The sequence below is a fragment of the Vibrio sp. 2-2(8) genome, from assembly GCF_963888495.1.
In the GTDB taxonomy this organism is placed as follows: domain Bacteria; phylum Pseudomonadota; class Gammaproteobacteria; order Enterobacterales; family Vibrionaceae; genus Vibrio; species Vibrio anguillarum.
Map to the genome: position 1 here is coordinate 14,175 of NZ_CAWPJM010000055.1, position 16,726 is coordinate 30,900.

15 protein-coding genes are annotated in these 16,726 nt (G+C 45.4%); 7 read left to right on the forward strand and 8 right to left on the reverse strand.

Annotated elements, in window-relative coordinates; genetic code table 11:
* Positions 1 to 136: 136 nt before the first annotated feature.
* Complete coding sequence (gene ettA, locus AACV12_RS17535; protein ID WP_010319161.1) at positions 137 to 1,804, forward strand: energy-dependent translational throttle protein EttA; 1,668 nt, start codon at positions 137 to 139, stop codon at positions 1,802 to 1,804.
* A 190-nt stretch (positions 1,805 to 1,994) separates the two neighbouring features.
* A complete protein-coding gene (locus tag AACV12_RS17540; protein WP_013857542.1) occupies positions 1,995 to 2,372 on the forward strand; it encodes a PilZ domain-containing protein in 378 nt (125 codons plus the stop codon).
* Between the two features lie 45 nt (positions 2,373 to 2,417).
* Here AACV12_RS17540 and tyrA read toward each other — a convergent pair whose 3' ends face one another.
* Together tyrA and AACV12_RS17550 are read right to left on the reverse strand one after the other, a co-directional pair.
* Positions 2,418 to 3,545 (reverse strand): bifunctional chorismate mutase/prephenate dehydrogenase, encoded by a 1,128-nt coding sequence (gene tyrA / locus AACV12_RS17545; protein ID WP_017043283.1) that lies wholly within the window; start codon positions 3,543 to 3,545, stop codon positions 2,418 to 2,420.
* Between the two features lie 11 nt (positions 3,546 to 3,556).
* Positions 3,557 to 4,636, reverse strand: a complete 1,080-nt coding sequence (locus AACV12_RS17550; protein WP_047690207.1) for a 3-deoxy-7-phosphoheptulonate synthase — start codon at positions 4,634 to 4,636, stop codon at positions 3,557 to 3,559.
* 375 nt (positions 4,637 to 5,011) lie between these two features.
* Here AACV12_RS17550 and AACV12_RS17555 point away from each other — a divergent pair, with 375 nt between their 5' ends.
* Together AACV12_RS17555 and btsR are read left to right on the forward strand one after the other, a co-directional pair.
* Positions 5,012 to 6,691: a sensor histidine kinase gene (locus AACV12_RS17555; RefSeq protein ID WP_026027451.1), complete on the forward strand. Its 1,680-nt coding sequence runs from the start codon at positions 5,012 to 5,014 to the stop codon at positions 6,689 to 6,691.
* Between the two features lie 9 nt (positions 6,692 to 6,700).
* Entirely contained in the window at positions 6,701 to 7,417 is a 717-nt protein-coding gene (gene btsR / locus AACV12_RS17560) for a two-component system response regulator BtsR (RefSeq protein ID WP_017046291.1), read from the forward strand.
* Between the two features lie 54 nt (positions 7,418 to 7,471).
* Here the strand turns inward: btsR and nagZ are convergent, their stop codons facing one another.
* Entirely contained in the window at positions 7,472 to 8,458 is a 987-nt protein-coding gene (gene nagZ / locus AACV12_RS17565) for a beta-N-acetylhexosaminidase (protein WP_038220500.1), read from the reverse strand.
* A 98-nt stretch (positions 8,459 to 8,556) separates the two neighbouring features.
* Between nagZ and AACV12_RS17570 the strand changes: the two genes are divergently transcribed.
* Positions 8,557 to 9,669, forward strand: a complete 1,113-nt coding sequence (locus AACV12_RS17570) for an anhydro-N-acetylmuramic acid kinase (protein WP_170901101.1) — start codon at positions 8,557 to 8,559, stop codon at positions 9,667 to 9,669.
* 15 nt (positions 9,670 to 9,684) lie between these two features.
* A complete protein-coding gene (gene murQ, locus AACV12_RS17575; RefSeq protein ID WP_013857549.1) occupies positions 9,685 to 10,614 on the forward strand; it encodes an N-acetylmuramic acid 6-phosphate etherase in 930 nt (309 codons plus the stop codon).
* On the opposite strand, the gene AACV12_RS17580 is transcribed toward murQ, so the two are convergent.
* Together AACV12_RS17580 and AACV12_RS17585 are read right to left on the reverse strand one after the other, a co-directional pair.
* A complete protein-coding gene (locus AACV12_RS17580; RefSeq protein WP_094149661.1) occupies positions 10,611 to 12,407 on the reverse strand; it encodes a cation:proton antiporter in 1,797 nt (598 codons plus the stop codon). The genes murQ and AACV12_RS17580 overlap by 4 nt on opposite strands.
* Before the next feature lie 51 nt (positions 12,408 to 12,458).
* Entirely contained in the window at positions 12,459 to 12,800 is a 342-nt protein-coding gene (locus AACV12_RS17585; RefSeq protein ID WP_170901103.1) for a DUF2799 domain-containing protein, read from the reverse strand.
* A gap of 243 nt (positions 12,801 to 13,043) precedes the next feature.
* Between AACV12_RS17585 and AACV12_RS17590 the strand changes: the two genes are divergently transcribed.
* Positions 13,044 to 14,528: a carbon starvation CstA family protein gene (locus AACV12_RS17590; RefSeq protein WP_170901105.1), complete on the forward strand. Its 1,485-nt coding sequence runs from the start codon at positions 13,044 to 13,046 to the stop codon at positions 14,526 to 14,528.
* Between the two features lie 92 nt (positions 14,529 to 14,620).
* On the opposite strand, the gene ispH is transcribed toward AACV12_RS17590, so the two are convergent.
* From ispH to lspA, 3 genes are all read right to left on the reverse strand, one after another.
* The gene (ispH, locus tag AACV12_RS17595; RefSeq protein ID WP_017047896.1) at positions 14,621 to 15,583 is read right to left on the reverse strand and encodes a 4-hydroxy-3-methylbut-2-enyl diphosphate reductase; all 963 of its coding nucleotides are present in this window, start codon (positions 15,581 to 15,583) and stop codon (positions 14,621 to 14,623) included.
* A gap of 26 nt (positions 15,584 to 15,609) precedes the next feature.
* Entirely contained in the window at positions 15,610 to 16,041 is a 432-nt protein-coding gene (fkpB, locus tag AACV12_RS17600; protein ID WP_013857554.1) for an FKBP-type peptidyl-prolyl cis-trans isomerase, read from the reverse strand.
* Between the two features lie 168 nt (positions 16,042 to 16,209).
* Positions 16,210 to 16,719, reverse strand: coding sequence for a signal peptidase II (gene lspA, locus AACV12_RS17605; protein WP_026029102.1), 510 nt, complete (start codon positions 16,717 to 16,719; stop codon positions 16,210 to 16,212).
* Positions 16,720 to 16,726 lie beyond the last annotated feature (7 nt).

Genomic DNA, 16,726 nt, shown 5'->3' on the forward strand with positions numbered 1-16,726 from the left:
ACTTAATCTTTCGTTACTTTTTTATCGATGAAAAACACCATCTAAGCTCTAAAAATTAGGTACCTAGTAACAAATGCGATCGCTTTGGTATAAAATGACCACTTTCTTCTGTTACTAAGATTAGGAACAATCGGCAATGGCTGAATACGTATATACCATGTCGCGGGTGAGTAAAATTGTCCCGCCTAAGCGTCAAATTCTCAAAGACATCTCTCTGAGCTTTTTCCCTGGAGCTAAAATCGGTGTTTTAGGTCTCAATGGTTCAGGTAAATCCACCCTGTTACGTATCATGGCTGGCATCGATACCGATATTGATGGAGAAGCACGCCCGCAAGCAGGATTGAAAGTCGGCTACTTGCCTCAAGAACCAGTACTGGATGAATCAAAAACCGTGCGTGAAGTGGTGGAAGAGGCCGTTTCTGATGTGGCTGGCGCACTAACTCGCCTCGATGCTGTTTATGCGGCATATGCAGAACCCGACGCCGATTTTGATGCGTTAGCCAAAGAGCAAGGTGAGCTCGAGGCTCTGATTCAAGCCAAAGATGGCCATAATTTAGAGAACGCTTTAGAACGTGCGGCCAATGCACTTCGTCTACCAGAATGGGATGCTAAAATCGCCGTTTTGTCTGGTGGTGAGCGCCGCCGTGTGGCGATCTGCCGTTTGCTACTTGAAAAGCCAGATATGCTGCTGCTTGACGAACCAACCAACCACTTAGACGCGGAATCTGTTGCTTGGCTAGAGCACTTCCTTGTCGACTATTCAGGCACAGTCGTCGCCATCACCCACGACCGTTACTTCCTTGATAATGCTGCTGGTTGGATTTTAGAACTTGACCGCGGTGAAGGCATTCCTTGGCAAGGTAACTACACCTCGTGGCTCGAACAGAAAGATGAACGCTTAAAGCAAGAATCATCTCAAGAGAGTGCTCGCCAAAAAACGATTGAAAAAGAGCTGGAATGGGTTCGTAAAAACCCGAAAGGCCGCCAAGCAAAATCCAAAGCACGTATGGCACGCTTTGAAGAACTTAATAATACTGAACATCAAAAACGTAATGAAACCAACGAACTCTTCATCCCGCCGGGCGAACGTTTAGGTGACAAAGTATTGGAAGTTCGTAACTTAACCAAATCGTTTGGTGATCGTGTACTGATTGATAATTTGTCATTTAGCATGCCGAAAGGAGCGATTGTCGGCATCATCGGTGCTAACGGTGCGGGTAAATCAACGCTGTTTAAAATGCTAAGTGGCGTAGAGCAACCAGATTCTGGTGAAATTGAATTGGGCGCAACCGTGAAATTAGCCTCGGTTGATCAGTTCCGTGACAGCATGAACGACAAAAATACCGTCTTCCAAGAGATCTCTGAAGGGGCGGATATTATCAAGATCAACAATTTTGAAATTCCTGCGCGTGCTTACTGCTCTCGCTTTAACTTCAAAGGTGTCGATCAACAAAAAGTGCTCGGTCAGCTATCGGGTGGTGAGCGCAACCGTGTTCACTTAGCCAAATTGCTTAAAGCTGGCGGTAACGTCCTATTACTCGACGAACCAACCAACGATCTGGATGTTGAAACGCTACGCGCATTGGAAGAAGCGCTGCTGGAATTCCCTGGTTGCGCCATGGTTATCTCGCACGACCGTTGGTTCCTAGACCGTATTGCGACCCACATTCTGGACTACCGTGATGAAGGTGAAGTGAAATTCTATGAAGGCAACTACAGCGAATACACTGAGTGGTTAAAACAGACATTGGGCGCTCAAGCGGCTGAACCACACCGCATTAAATACAAGCGTATGACCAAATAACTCTGTATTTGAAGTCTCTGGCCGCAATCTATTGCGGCCTTTTTATTACTTGTACATCACGCATCACACAACAAGATGCAGGATTCGCGACACTGCCTTCAATTAGGTCTAAACTTAATGGGTATAATTTTTCAATGATCGATACAGAGCCGAAGCTGGCACAGGTCAACGCTCAACAAGAGAGAGTACCATGATTGAAAGACGTCGCTTTTCACGCATCATCTATCAGATGCCTGCCACCTTATTGCAAGGTAAACATACCGTCACCACAACGATTCAGGATTTGTCGCTGCATGGGTTATTGCTCTCATGCCCTGACGCGGACAAATTAGTGCTCAATGAAATGGCACAAGTCCATTTCACACTACCAGACAGCGATGTCACTATTAATCTAGTCGCCAAGTTGATCCACATTCAAAACAACATTATTCGTGTCAGCATCAATCACATTGATATTGAAAGTATTGGCCATTTGAAACGTTTAGTTGAATTGAACATGGGTGATGAAAGTTTGCTCCATCGCGAACTGGAATACTTGTCTGATTTAGGGGATGAACCGGAAGAATGAGCGGCGGCCGTATTCACAACAACCGCACTCGCCGTTCAGACAGCCTTAAACACGATGAATGGCATCGTTCGCTTGTTTTAACAGGTTTTGACTTTCAAGCATAAATTGTTGTGAATAACTGCCAAACCAATCACTCACTTTGCTAAAGTTTTCCACAAAAGCTTGCTTCTCACGCCCGTCAAGTAAGGTTAACGCCTCACCAAAACAAGCATGAAAACGTTTTATCATCTCAACGTTCTCTTCCGATGAGAAAATGATATCGCCATACAAGTGAGGGTCTTGACCAAAAAGCCGTCCAACCATCGCCAGTTCTAAACGATAAATCGGTGAACTCAGCTGCAGTAATTTTTGGATATTCGGATTTTCTTTAGAAAGATGTAAACCGTATACAAACGAAGTGAAGTGACGCAGTGCTTGGATCAAGGTCATGCCGTGATCGTGTTCTGCGGCATCAATCTGGCACAAACTCGCTCCCCATATCGAAAACTGTTTTAGCAACCACTGATAACTCTCTTCTCCTCGCCCATCGCAATAGACGATCACTTGCTTGGCCATACTAGGGACATCTGGACCAAACATTGGGTGTAATCCAACCACTGGGCCAGAGTGTGTTTTAAGCATCGCCTGTAGCGGCTTAGACTTAATCGATGTGAGGTCGCACAAAATACAATCGGCAGGCAAATGAGCAAGTTTTTCAATCACACCGACGGTTAAGTGAATAGGAACCGTCACTACAACCAAACCGGCATCATGCAGTATCTCATCGGCTTGATGCCAATCTTTACTGCCTAATACTTTCACCTGATAGCCCGACAGTTTGAACATACGGCCAAATAAACCACCAAGTTGACCATGACCGCCAATAATCACCACAGAGCGCAGCTCTGGGTTTAAGCACTTAAAGCCAGAATCCTTTTCACTGGCATAAGATTCACGCATAGTACGGCGCAAAATATCTTCAATCAGTTGTGGCGGGACGCCTTTTCTTTCCGCTTCAGCGCGGCGAGAAGCTAGCATCGCCGCTTCTCGATCAGGAGCATAAATCGGTAGACCATGTCGGCTCTTGACTTCCCCCACCTTTTCAACCAAAGCTAATCGGCGTGCAAGCAGCTCGACCATTTGTTTATCGACAGCATCAATTTGATCACGTAATTCGTTAAGTTCAACAGCCATGGCACTTCCCTTTATTCACCTTTTTTTAGGCGATTTTCTAAGAACGGAACGAGCTCTTGATGAGCATGTCGTAATAGTGCCTCAGTTGATGGCCAATTAATACAGGCATCCGTAATCGATACACCGTATTCCATTTCGTTGCGAGGAAGGTCAGAAGATTGATTACCTTCATTGAGGTGACTTTCAATCATCAAGCCAATAATAGACTGATTTCCTTCACGAATTTGATGAATCACATCTTCAGCGACTAACGGCTGACGACGGTAATCTTTACGTGAATTAGCATGGCTGCAATCCACCATTAACGAGGCATCCAATTTATGTTTTGCCATCTCTTGCTCACACTCGGTGACCGACACTGAATCGTAGTTGGTTTGCTTACCGCCACGTAAAATGACATGCCCATTTGGGTTGCCTTGAGTGGTAAGTAAGGCCACTTGCCCTTCACTATTAATGCCCATAAAGCGGTGGCTGGATGATGCCGCCTGCATCGCATTGATTGCCGTTGCTAAATTGCCATCGGTGCCGTTTTTAAACCCAATCGGCATCGACAAACCACTGGCCATTTCCCGGTGTGTTTGGGATTCCGTAGTACGTGCACCAATCGCCGCCCAGCTGAATGTATCGGCTAAATATTGAGGGCTGATCGGATCAAGCGCTTCGGTCGCCAGAGGGATCTCCATCTCCGCTAGCTCAACTAACAATTGACGACCAACGTGTAAACCATGTTCGATATCAAAACTGCCATCAAGATGAGGATCGTTAATCAGCCCTTTCCAGCCAACCGTTGTACGCGGCTTTTCAAAGTAAACACGCATGACAATGTACAGTTGATCACTCAACTGCTCTGAGAGTGATTTCAAGCGCTTTGCGTACTCTTTTGCCGCATCAATATCATGAATAGAGCAAGGACCGCACACCACCAGTAAACGGTGATCTTTTTTATGGATAATATTGGCAATTGTCTGACGAGAGTGTTGAATGAACTGGCGAGCTTGATGACTGAGCGGCAGCTTAGCTTTTAATTGTTCCGGAGTGATCAGCACTTGCTCATCACTGATATTAATATTACTTAGTTCACTTTTTTGCATCTCATCACCTGTAATTATTTGTTTACACAAAATCTTATTGCATACCTAAACACCAATAAAAGACAAATTAACAGGCTTTAAAAACATTTCAAGTGTAAATTTAAAAAAACATAATGTGTAAAAATAAAATTACACACGTATTTATCTTCTATTAAAGCAAAAAATATAAGCTGACGCGTATTTTATTCTCTCTATCTCACCTAAAATAGTGAGGATGAATCGTAAATCATACCCAAAGAGATTGGTGTTACAGTCTGGCCATTCGTACATAAATCCTAATGTATATAGAAAACTCTACGCTTAGGAAAATGAACAAAGCCAATACTACTGTAGCTTCAAGTGAAAAGGGGATCACCAAACCAACGGGTTTTTGACATGGATTTAATTCTTTCCTTACTGCAACAGATGTGTGTTTACCTCGTTCTCGCTTATATGTTGAGTAAAACACCCATTTTCTTGCCGCTGCTTAACATTTCCAGTCGAATTAGCCACAAAATCAGTACCTATGTTTTGTTTTCCCTCTTTTGCATCATGGGCACCTATTTTGGTTTGCAGATCAACGATGCGATTGCCAATACGCGGGCGATAGGTGCTGTCATGGGTGGGTTATTTGGTGGCCCCATTGTGGGGTTTGCGGTTGGATTTACTGGCGGTATGCATCGCTACACTTTAGGCGGTTTTACCGATGTGGCATGCGCCATTTCAACTACTGCAGAAGGTTTGATTGGTGGATTGCTGCACACCTATTTACTGAGAAAGGGCAAAGGGCGACTCCTGTTTAGCCCCAGCATTGTTTTTGCCGTAACACTGTTTGCTGAAATAGTGCAAATGTTGGTGATTTTGTTAGTCGCTAAACCGTTTGTTGATGCATACGCCTTAGTCTCGACCATCGCCGCGCCCATGATCATCGCTAACTCAGTCGGCGCAGCGCTATTCATGAGCATTTTACAAGACAGAAAAACCATTTTTGAAGAGTACTCCGCCACCTTTTCTCGTCGCGCGCTGAATATTGCTGAGCGTTCAGTTGGCATTTTGGCCAACGGTTTTAATCCACACAATGCAGGTAAAGTCGCTCGAATTGTTTACGAAATGACCAATGTTGGCGCGGTATCCATCACCGATAGAGAAAAAATACTCGCGTTTATCGGTATTGGTGACGATCACCACAAACCCAATACGCCCATCTCTTCACAAAGTACACTCGATGCGATCACCAAAAACCGCATTATTTATCTCGACGGAAAAGATTCCCCCTATCAATGCTCACTCTCTAAAAACTGCAAACTCGGTTCAGCGTTAATCATTCCACTTAGAGCAGGTGATCGCGTAATTGGAACCATAAAGCTGTACGAGCCGAAACGTAAGCTTTTTTCAACCATTAACATGTCAATGGCGGAAGGGATTGCACAATTACTGTCGAGCCAAATTCTGTACGGCGAATACCAACAAAAGCAGATGCTGCTTTCTCGCGCCGAGATCAAACTGCTGCATGCTCAAGTCAACCCTCACTTTCTGTTTAATGCGCTCAATACCATTAGTGCCATCACCCGCCGTGATCCCGACAAAGCGCGAGAACTTATCCAGCATCTTTCGCACTTCTTTCGTAGTAACCTCAAACAAAATATTGAGACAGTGACTCTTAAAGAAGAATTAGCACATGTCAAAGCCTACTTAACCATAGAACAAGCGCGTTTTGCCGATCGCCTTGAAGTGGATATCGCCATTGATGATGCATTACTGCTTGAGCGCAATGTACCCAGTTTTACTCTACAGCCACTGGTAGAAAATGCGATAAAGCACGGCACCTCTAACTTGTTAGAAGGCGGACGGGTACGAATCTACAGCCAAGCGCAAACGGAAGGATACAAAATTGTAGTGGAAGATAATGCGGGCAGTTACCAAGCTCCGAATGAAGATTACGATGGTTTAGGCATGCAAATTGTCAATAAACGCTTAACTAATAAATTTGGCGAACAAGCCGCACTAAAAACGGAAGTATTGGCTAATCAATACACACGAATGAGCTTTCTCATTCCTCATCAAGGATTTAACTAAGGGAATAACATGCTATCGGCACTGGTTATTGATGACGAACTGCTCGCTCGGGAAGAACTGACTGAGCTACTAGAAGAGACGGGCGATGTTGATGTGATTGGTCACGCCAGTAATGCGATCGAAGGGTTAAAAAAAATCAATCAGCTAAAGCCAGACGTGGTGTTTCTCGACATCCAAATGCCACAAGTTACTGGCATTGAGCTGCTAGGGATGCTTGACCCAGATACGATGCCCAATGTGGTGTTTGTCACCGCTTATGATCAGTATGCACTGCAAGCGTTTGAGGAAAATGCGTTTGATTATCTACTCAAGCCAGTTGACCCTGAGCGCTTAAAGAAAACGCTGCAACGTTTAGTTCGCCAAGGGCACAAAAAGCAGGATTTTTCGATTTTATCACCAGCAGGGTTAGATCAAGTTCCCTGCATTGGATTAAATAGAATTGTGATCATTGCCACCAAAGATGTCGAGTTTGCTTTGAGCGACATCAGTGGTGTTCATGTGCAAACCCATTTACAACGAGCCACCAGCCAATTAACGCTCAAAATTTTGGAAGAAAGAACGCCACTGGTTCGTTGTCACCGCCAGTATTTAATCAATACTAGGGCCATTAAAGAGATCAAATTATTGGACAATGGGCTGGCGGAAATCATCACCCTTAGTGATCACAAAGTGCCCGTCAGCCGACGTTATCTAAAAAATTTAAAAGAAGTTCTGGGTTTTCACTAACCGCAACGAATAGAAAATAACGGCGCTGAAGCTTTCACGCACAGCGCCATTTTTTTACTCACCAAGCAGTCGTTTCATCGCTTCTGAGGCTTGTTTCCACTGTTCAGTGCTTTGCAGTTGAGGAAGATTAAAAGCACGACGTTTGAGTAGAGACTCAGCCGCTGGCACGTCCAAAATCGGCAAATTATCCAATACTTCAATTTGAGCTGCGCGTTGATTGCACACTAAAATCATGTCACATCCAGCGGCTAGCGATTGATGCGCGCGCTCGGCAGGACCGCCCATGACAGATGCCCCTTCCATTGTTAAATCATCAGAAAAGACTAATCCTTTGAACCCTAACTGCTGGCGAAGTACTTGCTTCAACCAAAACGCAGAGCCGCTGGCAGGTTGATCATCATAGTGAGGATAAATCACATGCGCAGGCATCATGGCATCGAGCACTCCAGCTTCAATCTGCGCTTTGAATATTGCCATGTCCTCTTCCATCACCGTGCTGCGCTCATCATAGGGCGTCTCAAGATGCGAGTCAGCGATTACCCCGCCGTGACCGGGAAAGTGTTTACCTGTTGTTGCCATGCCAGCCTCTTTCATACCTTGCATATAGGCTGAACTGTGGCGAATGATGCTCTGTACATCATCACCAAAAGCACGATTACCAATCGCTTTACACGCATGACCTTTATCCAATACAGGAGCAAAGCTGAGATCAATATCATGAGCAATCAACTCCGCCGCCATCAGCCAGCCACCTTGGCGAGCTAATGCTTCACCATTATTCTGCTTGGCATACTGCTGCGCGGCAGGGATCAGCGAAAACCCATCACGAAAACGTTGTACTCGCCCACCTTCTTGATCGACACCAATCAAAATCGGACGTTTTGCTGCGTGGCGAATCGCTTTATTAAGCGCAAGCAACTGCGCGTTATCGTGATAATTACGCGCAAAAAGAATGACCCCGCCGACAGTGGGATGCTCAAGAATCTCTTTGTCTTCAGCGCTCAATTCACAGCCTGCCACATCTAGCCACAACGGTCCCATGCTCACTCCAAAAATTTACTTAAACAGTTAATTTAACGAGGTTATTCGCTTTGAATTTCTATTACAATGATTTTGTTTTTGAGTTGAAGGAGAAGCGAATGAAGAGCATTGAACGCTACATTGGTGTGATGTCTGGCACCAGCATGGATGGTGTCGATACAGCGCTGGTCGAAATGGATGGCAACCAAATTCGTTTATTGGCTCACGCTGATTTCCCAATGCCAGAAGATCTCAAACAGCGTTTGCTGAATGTCTGTATTGGGCAATCAACCAATGTGCAAGAGATTGGCGAGTTAGACCACTTGCTCGGCCATCTGTTTGCTGATGCAGTCATCGCTTTACTGGCTCAATCAGGCTATCAAGCGTGCGATATTCGCGCGATTGGCTGCCATGGCCAAACGGTTTTTCATCAACCCAACGATAATACGCCTTTTACGATGCAACTCGGTGATGCCAATATCATCAGCAGCAAAACTGGCATCGACACAGTGGCTGATTTTCGTCGCAAAGATATGGCGCTCGGCGGCCAAGGAGCTCCATTAGTCCCTGCATTTCACGACACCATTTTCAAATCAACCGATTCGAGCGTTGTAGTACTCAATATTGGCGGCATCGCTAATATTTCGGTACTGCGGCCGCAGCAAAAAGTATTAGGCTACGATACGGGCCCGGGCAATATGTTGATGGATGCGTGGTGCTTTGAACAGACAGGCCATAAGTTTGATGATAATGGCATGTGGGCGAGATCGGGAAAGGTACACCAACCACTACTCGAACGTCTCAATCAAGAGCCGTACCTTGCGTTGAATGCACCGAAAAGTACAGGTCGCGAGCTGTTTAATCTCCCTTGGCTTCAGCAGATATTGGCTGAGTTTTCGTTAGCAGCAGAAGATGTGCAACGTACACTCTGTGAATACACAGCACTCACCATCGCCACGCAAGTCGCACACTACCAATGTGGGCCAGCGCCGGAATTGCTGCTGTGTGGGGGCGGTGCCCGTAACCCGCTATTGGTTGAACGTTTGCAGGCCCATTTAGCACACTGGCGCATCATGCCCACCAGCGATAAAGGGGTGGATAGTGACTACATGGAAGCGATGGCTTTTGCTTGGCTTGCTCAACGTCGTCTGCATAATTTACCCAGCAATCTACCAGAAGTAACCGGAGCAAGCGCTCTCGCTTCGTTGGGTGTGGTCTATTTTACTCATTAATAAGTAAGGAATGGTATGACTAATGACGCGCTGCTCTCTGCGCTTTCTCACCTTATTTCCGAAGGTCGCAACCCTGACACAATGGATATTGACTTACTATCAGCACAAGAAATTGTAGAACGGCTCAATCAACAAGATAAACACGTTCCGCTGGCCGTCGAAAAAGTCATTCCGGAGATCGCCTTAGCCGTGGATCGAATTACCTATGCATTCAAACATGGTGGTCGATTAATCTACATTGGCGCAGGAACCAGTGGTCGATTAGGCGTTCTTGATGCATCAGAGTGCCCTCCAACATTTGGAGTTAGCGATCAGATGGTGATTGGTTTGATTGCCGGTGGGAAAGAGGCCATGTTCAGTGCTAAAGAAGGGGCGGAAGATTGCGCAGAACTCGGCATTCAAGATCTCAAAAGTATTCATTTTACGGATCAAGATGTGGTTGTTGGCATTGCCGCTAGTGGGCGAACACCTTATGTCATCGGTGCCTTGGAGTATGCTAATGATTTGGGCGCGACAACCATTGCCCTATCATGTAACCCGGATTCCCCGATTGCAGAATTGGCGCAAATAGCCATTAGCCCTGTCGTTGGGCCAGAAGCTCTGACCGGTTCAACGCGCTTAAAATCCGGTACAGCGCAGAAGCTGGTACTCAACATGCTCACCACCGCTAGCATGATCCGTCTTGGTAAGAGTTACCAAAATTTAATGGTCGATGTTAAGGCCACTAACCGAAAACTCATCGCCAGAGCGGTGCGAATTGTGATGCAAGCAACCGACTGTGAACGCGCTGAGGCTGAATACTTATTAGCCCAAAGCAACAACAATGTAAAAGTAGCGATATTGATGCACTTGACGGGGTTAAGTTATGCAGAAGCTATGGATAAATTGACGGAGTCTGATGGTTTTCTTCGCCGGGCAATGGAAAGTGAACACGAGAGCCACTAGTGGCTCTGGCTCTGTTTGATCAACGAGACGACTATTTCACCTTCCGTAGGTAAAAACTCCTGAATAGAATGGTGCATCTGGATACGGCCTTTGACGTTCACCATAAACAGTGGCAAAACAAAATGTTCTTTGTTCTGCTGGAGATAATCTTGGTAGGTGAAACTTTCGCTCAGTTTTGTGTGCTTAATTTCTGCACCTTGGTTGATCAAACTGGCTAATTTTTTATAACTCACTTCACCATTAAAAAGTGATAAACCGTGATATTCCTGAGCCACTTTGTGTTTATCGCTACTATTGTCATTGGCATGATCGTTCAAACAAAATACGCGTTTTTCACCGAAATCACTGAGAAAATGCATGCAAGCCATAATATTGAAATGCTTATCAGGGCTAAGTGCAACCACATGACCAATACCAATCAAATCTAAATATTCATCGGCGTGGCTTGATATCGGATTACCATAATAATTGGCTAGCCCCGCCATTCGCGCCTGACTAATGTAGTCCCAGTTAGAATCGGTGAGCACAACGCGACAATCATATTTCGCAAACGCCTTTCCAAGCGCTCGAGCGACGTCATTCGCACCAATAATCAAAAAACCACGCGGAGCAGGTTCTGCCACCTTCAATGCCATTGCAATAGGACGCGCCGTCGCACTTTGTAAAATCACCGTTCCAATAATGACCATAAACGTTAAAGGCACTAATAGTGTCGCTCCCTCTACACCTGCCGCTGTCAGTTTGATAGCAAATAGAGAAGAAATAGAAGCAGCCACAATACCGCGAGGCGCCACCCAAGCCAAAAAAGCTTTCTCTTTGAAAGATAATGAGCTGCGCACGGTTGCAATAAAAATGGACATCGGACGGGAAACTAACTGCATTACCACCAACAACAGCAATGCACTCCACCCTAATGCTTGGAAATCAGCCAGCTCGATGCGTGCAGCCAAAAGGATAAAGAGGCCAGTGATTAGCAAAATAGTCAGGTTTTCTTTGAAATGAAGAATATGCTGAATATTGACGTTTTTAGCATTTGCCAGCCACATCCCCATCACCGTCACCGTCAGTAAGCCAGACTCTGACTCGATGGCGTTAGAAGCGGAAAAGACGCCAAGTACCACAGCCAATACAGCAAAAGGCTGTAAATATTCAGGCAACATGCCTCGCCTCAATATGACAGCGACGGCTTGGCCAGCGGCCGCTCCTATACTTAAACCAACACCAATAATTAAAGAGAAAACGTATAAGCTATGCGCTTCACTGCTAGAGATAATAAACTCATACACCATCACCACAAACAGTGCACCCAACGGGTCGATGAGTATTCCTTCCCAGCGCAATATATTAGAAAGTCGAGCATTTGGCCGCACGGTACGTAGCAGCGGTACTATGACGGTCGGCCCGGTAACTACGGTCAAACTGCCAAACAGCAGCGCAAGTGACCAATCAAAGTCCAATAAATAATACGACGCAACGCTGGTTATTCCCCATGAAACTAGGGCTCCAAGCGACACAATGCTCCACACAGTGTGGTTGACGCCGCGAATATCTTTGAAGTTGAGTGTGAGGCTACCCTCAAACAAAATCACCGCAACCGCAAGAGAAATCAAAGGGAATAATAATTCTCCCAATAGCTGCTGAGGTTCTAACCACCCAGTCAACGGACCAACGACAATGCCCGCAATTAATAAAAATAAAATAGCAGGAAGACGCAACTTCCATGCTAACCACTGGCACGTCAAACCAAGAACGCCAATGGCTGCAATAGCTAAAGCAATAAACTCTTCATGCATATATTTTCTCTAATAGCGATATCTTAAATGGATAACCCATCAATAGGTGGGTTAATTAGAAAACTCATTCCAACCCCGTTGCCATTCCATGCGAAAGCGCTGTGCTTGCTCGGTTCCTTCGCACGCACCTTCATAATATAGTCCTGACAATCCAATTTGATAGGCGAAATTGGGGTTACAATACTCGCTTAGCCCTTTAACGTATCCCGCTTCGTAATCGGCTTGTTGCACCAAACCCAGCTCAGAAAGCTTTTTATAGCTGCGCTGAGTATGACCTGTGACTCCATCTTGATAACCAATTTGTTGCCAATCTCCGTTTTGTGCTAATTCAGCATCAGAGGCCGCACACCCAACCATCAATATAGCAGCGCACAATACACTTAATTTTTTCATTGTTGTCCTTAAGTTCTTATTTTCATTCAATTAGCCTAGCAGATTGCTTGTAAGATGCCACTCATTGCCTCCCAGCAGCAAAGCATTATTGATCCAGATGATGAGACGAGCCTTAAACCACTTATTGTGTGAAATAGCCACTTAACTGGCTATAGTGCCGCTCACTGGAAAAGCAGATGTTTCTCGTCACAGAGCCCTTTATTATCCACAGTGAGCTTAATTCATTCATAAAGGACAATTGCTATGATGTGGTTTCTTATCTGTGTCGCAGCCCTACTAGCCGGATACTTTATCTACGGCGCTTTTGTAGAAAAAGTATTTGGTATTAACGAGAACCGTAAAACACCGGCCCACACCATGAGTGATGGCGTGGACTATGTTCCTATGTCGACCAAAAAAGTCTACTTGGTACAATTGCTTAATATTGCTGGCGTAGGCCCAATTTTCGGCCCAATCATGGGCGCACTCTATGGTCCTGCGGCAATGTTGTGGATTGTCGTCGGCTGTATTTTTGCAGGTGCGGTGCATGACTACTTTTCAGGCATGTTGTCGGTACGCAATGGCGGCGCTTCAGTGCCTACCATTACCGGCCGTTACCTAGGCAATGGCGCCAAACATTTTATGAACATTTTTGCCATTGTACTGTTACTGCTCGTGGGGGTTGTTTTCGTTTCTGCGCCTGCAGGGATGATCACCAATCTGATTAACGAGCAAACGAGTCTAACGGTGAGCATGACCTCAATGGTGGTGATCATTTTCGCTTACTACATTCTCGCCACCATCGTTCCTGTCGATAAAATCATCGGCCGTTTCTACCCACTGTTCGGCGCATTGTTGATCTTTATGTCGGTTGGCTTAATGACCGCGATTGCACTTTCCAGTGAACACACTGTGATGGGCAGTTTTGAAATGAGCGACATGTTCAGCAACATGAACCCGAACGATCTACCACTTTGGCCAGCGCTCTTTATCACGATTGCTTGCGGTGCTATCTCTGGTTTCCATGCAACTCAGTCGCCATTGATGGCTCGCTGTATGGAAAATGAAAAAAATGGCCGCTTCGTGTTTTACGGTGCCATGATTGGTGAAGGCATTATCGCACTTATCTGGTGTGCGATTGCACTCTCTTTCTTTGGCTCATTGGAAGGATTATCAGAAGCAGTGAAAAACGGCGGCCCAGGTAACGTTGTGTACAGCGCATCCTTTGGCTTATTAGGTGTGTTTGGCGGCATCATCGCCTTCTTGGGTGTGGTTATCCTACCCATCACCTCAGGCGACACTGCATTTCGCTCTAGCCGTTTGATCTTGGCTGAATATTTCAATATGGAACAAAAAACGCTGCGTAATCGCTTGTTCATGGCACTGCCGCTGTTTGTTTTGGGTGCCATTCTCACTCAAGTGGATTTCGGTATTATTTGGCGCTACTTCGGTTTTGCCAACCAAACCACAGCAGTAATGATGCTTTGGACCGCTTCCGCCTATTTACTACGCCATAACAAACTGCATTGGATTGCGACTATCCCCGCGATGTTTATGACCACGGTTTGTGCCACCTTCATTCTTAATAACAGTGCATTAGGCTTTGGCTTACCGATGCAAGCATCAACCATTGCCGGTATTTTGTTCTCACTGTCCGTAACCATATATGTAATTAGAATCTCCAAAGGTAAAGGCGACATCGAACTTACCGATGAAGAAAAACCGAAAGCAGTCACAGAAACTGCATAGTGTGAATGACGCTTCGCTTGCGTTATAGAAAAGGGCTTCCATTTGGAAGCCCTTCTTCTTTTATTGGTACGTCTACAAATACTTTTTATTGACTAGTCGATTTGCTTGATTTGCAGCTCTTTGGGCACTTCAAAAAACATGTTCTCTTCTCGTCCAAGCACTTCTTCAACCGATTGAGCACCAAGCTCTTTAATTCGATCTAGGATCTGATTCACTAATGCTTCGGGTGCCGATGCGCCGGCCGTGACGCCAACGGTTTTCTTACCATCAAACCACGTTGGATCAATATCTTCAGGGCAATCAATCAAGTAACCCGGCGTTCCGATCTTTTCCGCCAATTCTTTTAAACGCGTAGAGTTTGATGAGTTTTTCGAGCCCACCACCACCACCAAATCAACATCTAATGCAAGTTGACGCACCGCATCTTGGCGGTTTTGTGTCGCGTAACAGATATCATCTTTACGTGGTCCCTGAATATCCGGAAACACTTCACGCAATTTATCAATCACATCGGCTGTTTCATCCACCGACAAGGTGGTTTGGCTAACATAATGTAAATTAGTCGGATCTTTAACGATAGCTTTTAGTGATTCAACATCTTCCGGTTTTTCAACCAAGTACATGCCGCCTTTTTTACTGGCGTATTGGCCCATGGTTCCTTCCACTTCAGGATGACCTGCATGGCCAATCAATACCACTTCCATACTGCGGCGACTGGCTCGAGCCACTTCCATATGCACTTTAGTCACCAAAGGGCAAGTGGCATCAAACACGGTTAATGCACGCGCTTTCGCTTCAAGTCTCACTGCTTGCGAAACGCCATGAGCAGAAAAGATTACAATATTGTCATCAGGTACTTCGTGTAAGTCCTCAACAAAAATGGCCCCGCGCTGCTTCAGCCCTTCCACCACAAAGCGGTTATGCACCACTTCATGTCGTACATAAATCGGAGGCTGATACAGCTCAAGTGCGCGTTCAACAATGCTGATCGCACGATCAACACCGGCGCAAAAACCACGAGGGTTGGCTAACAATATTTTCATTTCATTGCTCATTGAATAGGGTTATCGCAAGTTGCCAATTATTCTACAGACAAAATTTCAACATCAAAAATGACATCTTGTCCTGCAAGTGGGTGGTTAAAATCAACCGTTACCGAATCGCCCGCAATAGCGGTGATAATGCCAGGAATTTCTAAGCCATCGCGGCCACTAAACGCCATAATCGTGCCAACTTCCACCTCAGTATTACCGGCAAATTTGGCGCGATCCATATGGTGGATGTTATCTGGGTTAGACAAACCAAACGCGTCTTCGGCTTTTAACTCAATGGTTTTGGATTCTCCGGCACTCAGACCGATTAAGCACAACTCAAAATTGTCGCTTAGACTGCCATCACCAATAACCAATTTAGCTGGTTTGCCCATATTATGAGTGCTATCCGCAATAGAGCCATCTTTTAATTTAATGGTGAAGTGTAGGGTTACCGCACTGTTTGCTTTTATCGTCGTCACGTGATTTCTCTTTATTTATTTTAGTGTGGAGACAAGGCATCCATAACGACATAAAAATGCCCGTTTTTAGTACGCCTATCGCCACCGTATTTTTAGAGATGAAGAGTAAACAAAAAGCGCCACCTGAATCAACAGACAGCGCTTAGGGTTATTCAACTATTTTAGCCATTATGAGTGCGCATCGTCTTTTTTACGAAAGCCATCAAGGATAATCATTGCTGCACCAAGGCAAATGGCACTGTCAGCCAAGTTAAACGCTGGCCAGTGATAATTACCCCAGTAGAAATCAAGATAATCAACCACAAAACCGTGCACGATACGATCAAACACGTTGCCGATTGCGCCACCAATAATCATGGCATAAGCGATATTATGCCACTTCTCTTGCGCAGGCAGCTTACTCATCCAGTAAGTGAGGAGCCCCGTCACCGCAAAGGCAATAGCGGTAAACAACCAACGTTGCCAACCCGCTTGATCGCCTAAAAAGCTAAATGCCGCACCATAGTTATGTACATAAAGTAGGTTAAAAAAAGGCATTACTTCGATGCGATTTGCCCAACCATACCCCATGTTATCCATGACCATCAGCTTTATACCGACATCAAAGGTAAAGACCAGAAGCGCTAGCCATAGCCAGCGAACTCCTGATTGTTTCCAAGTAAGCGTCTGCTCTGCCATATTGAAT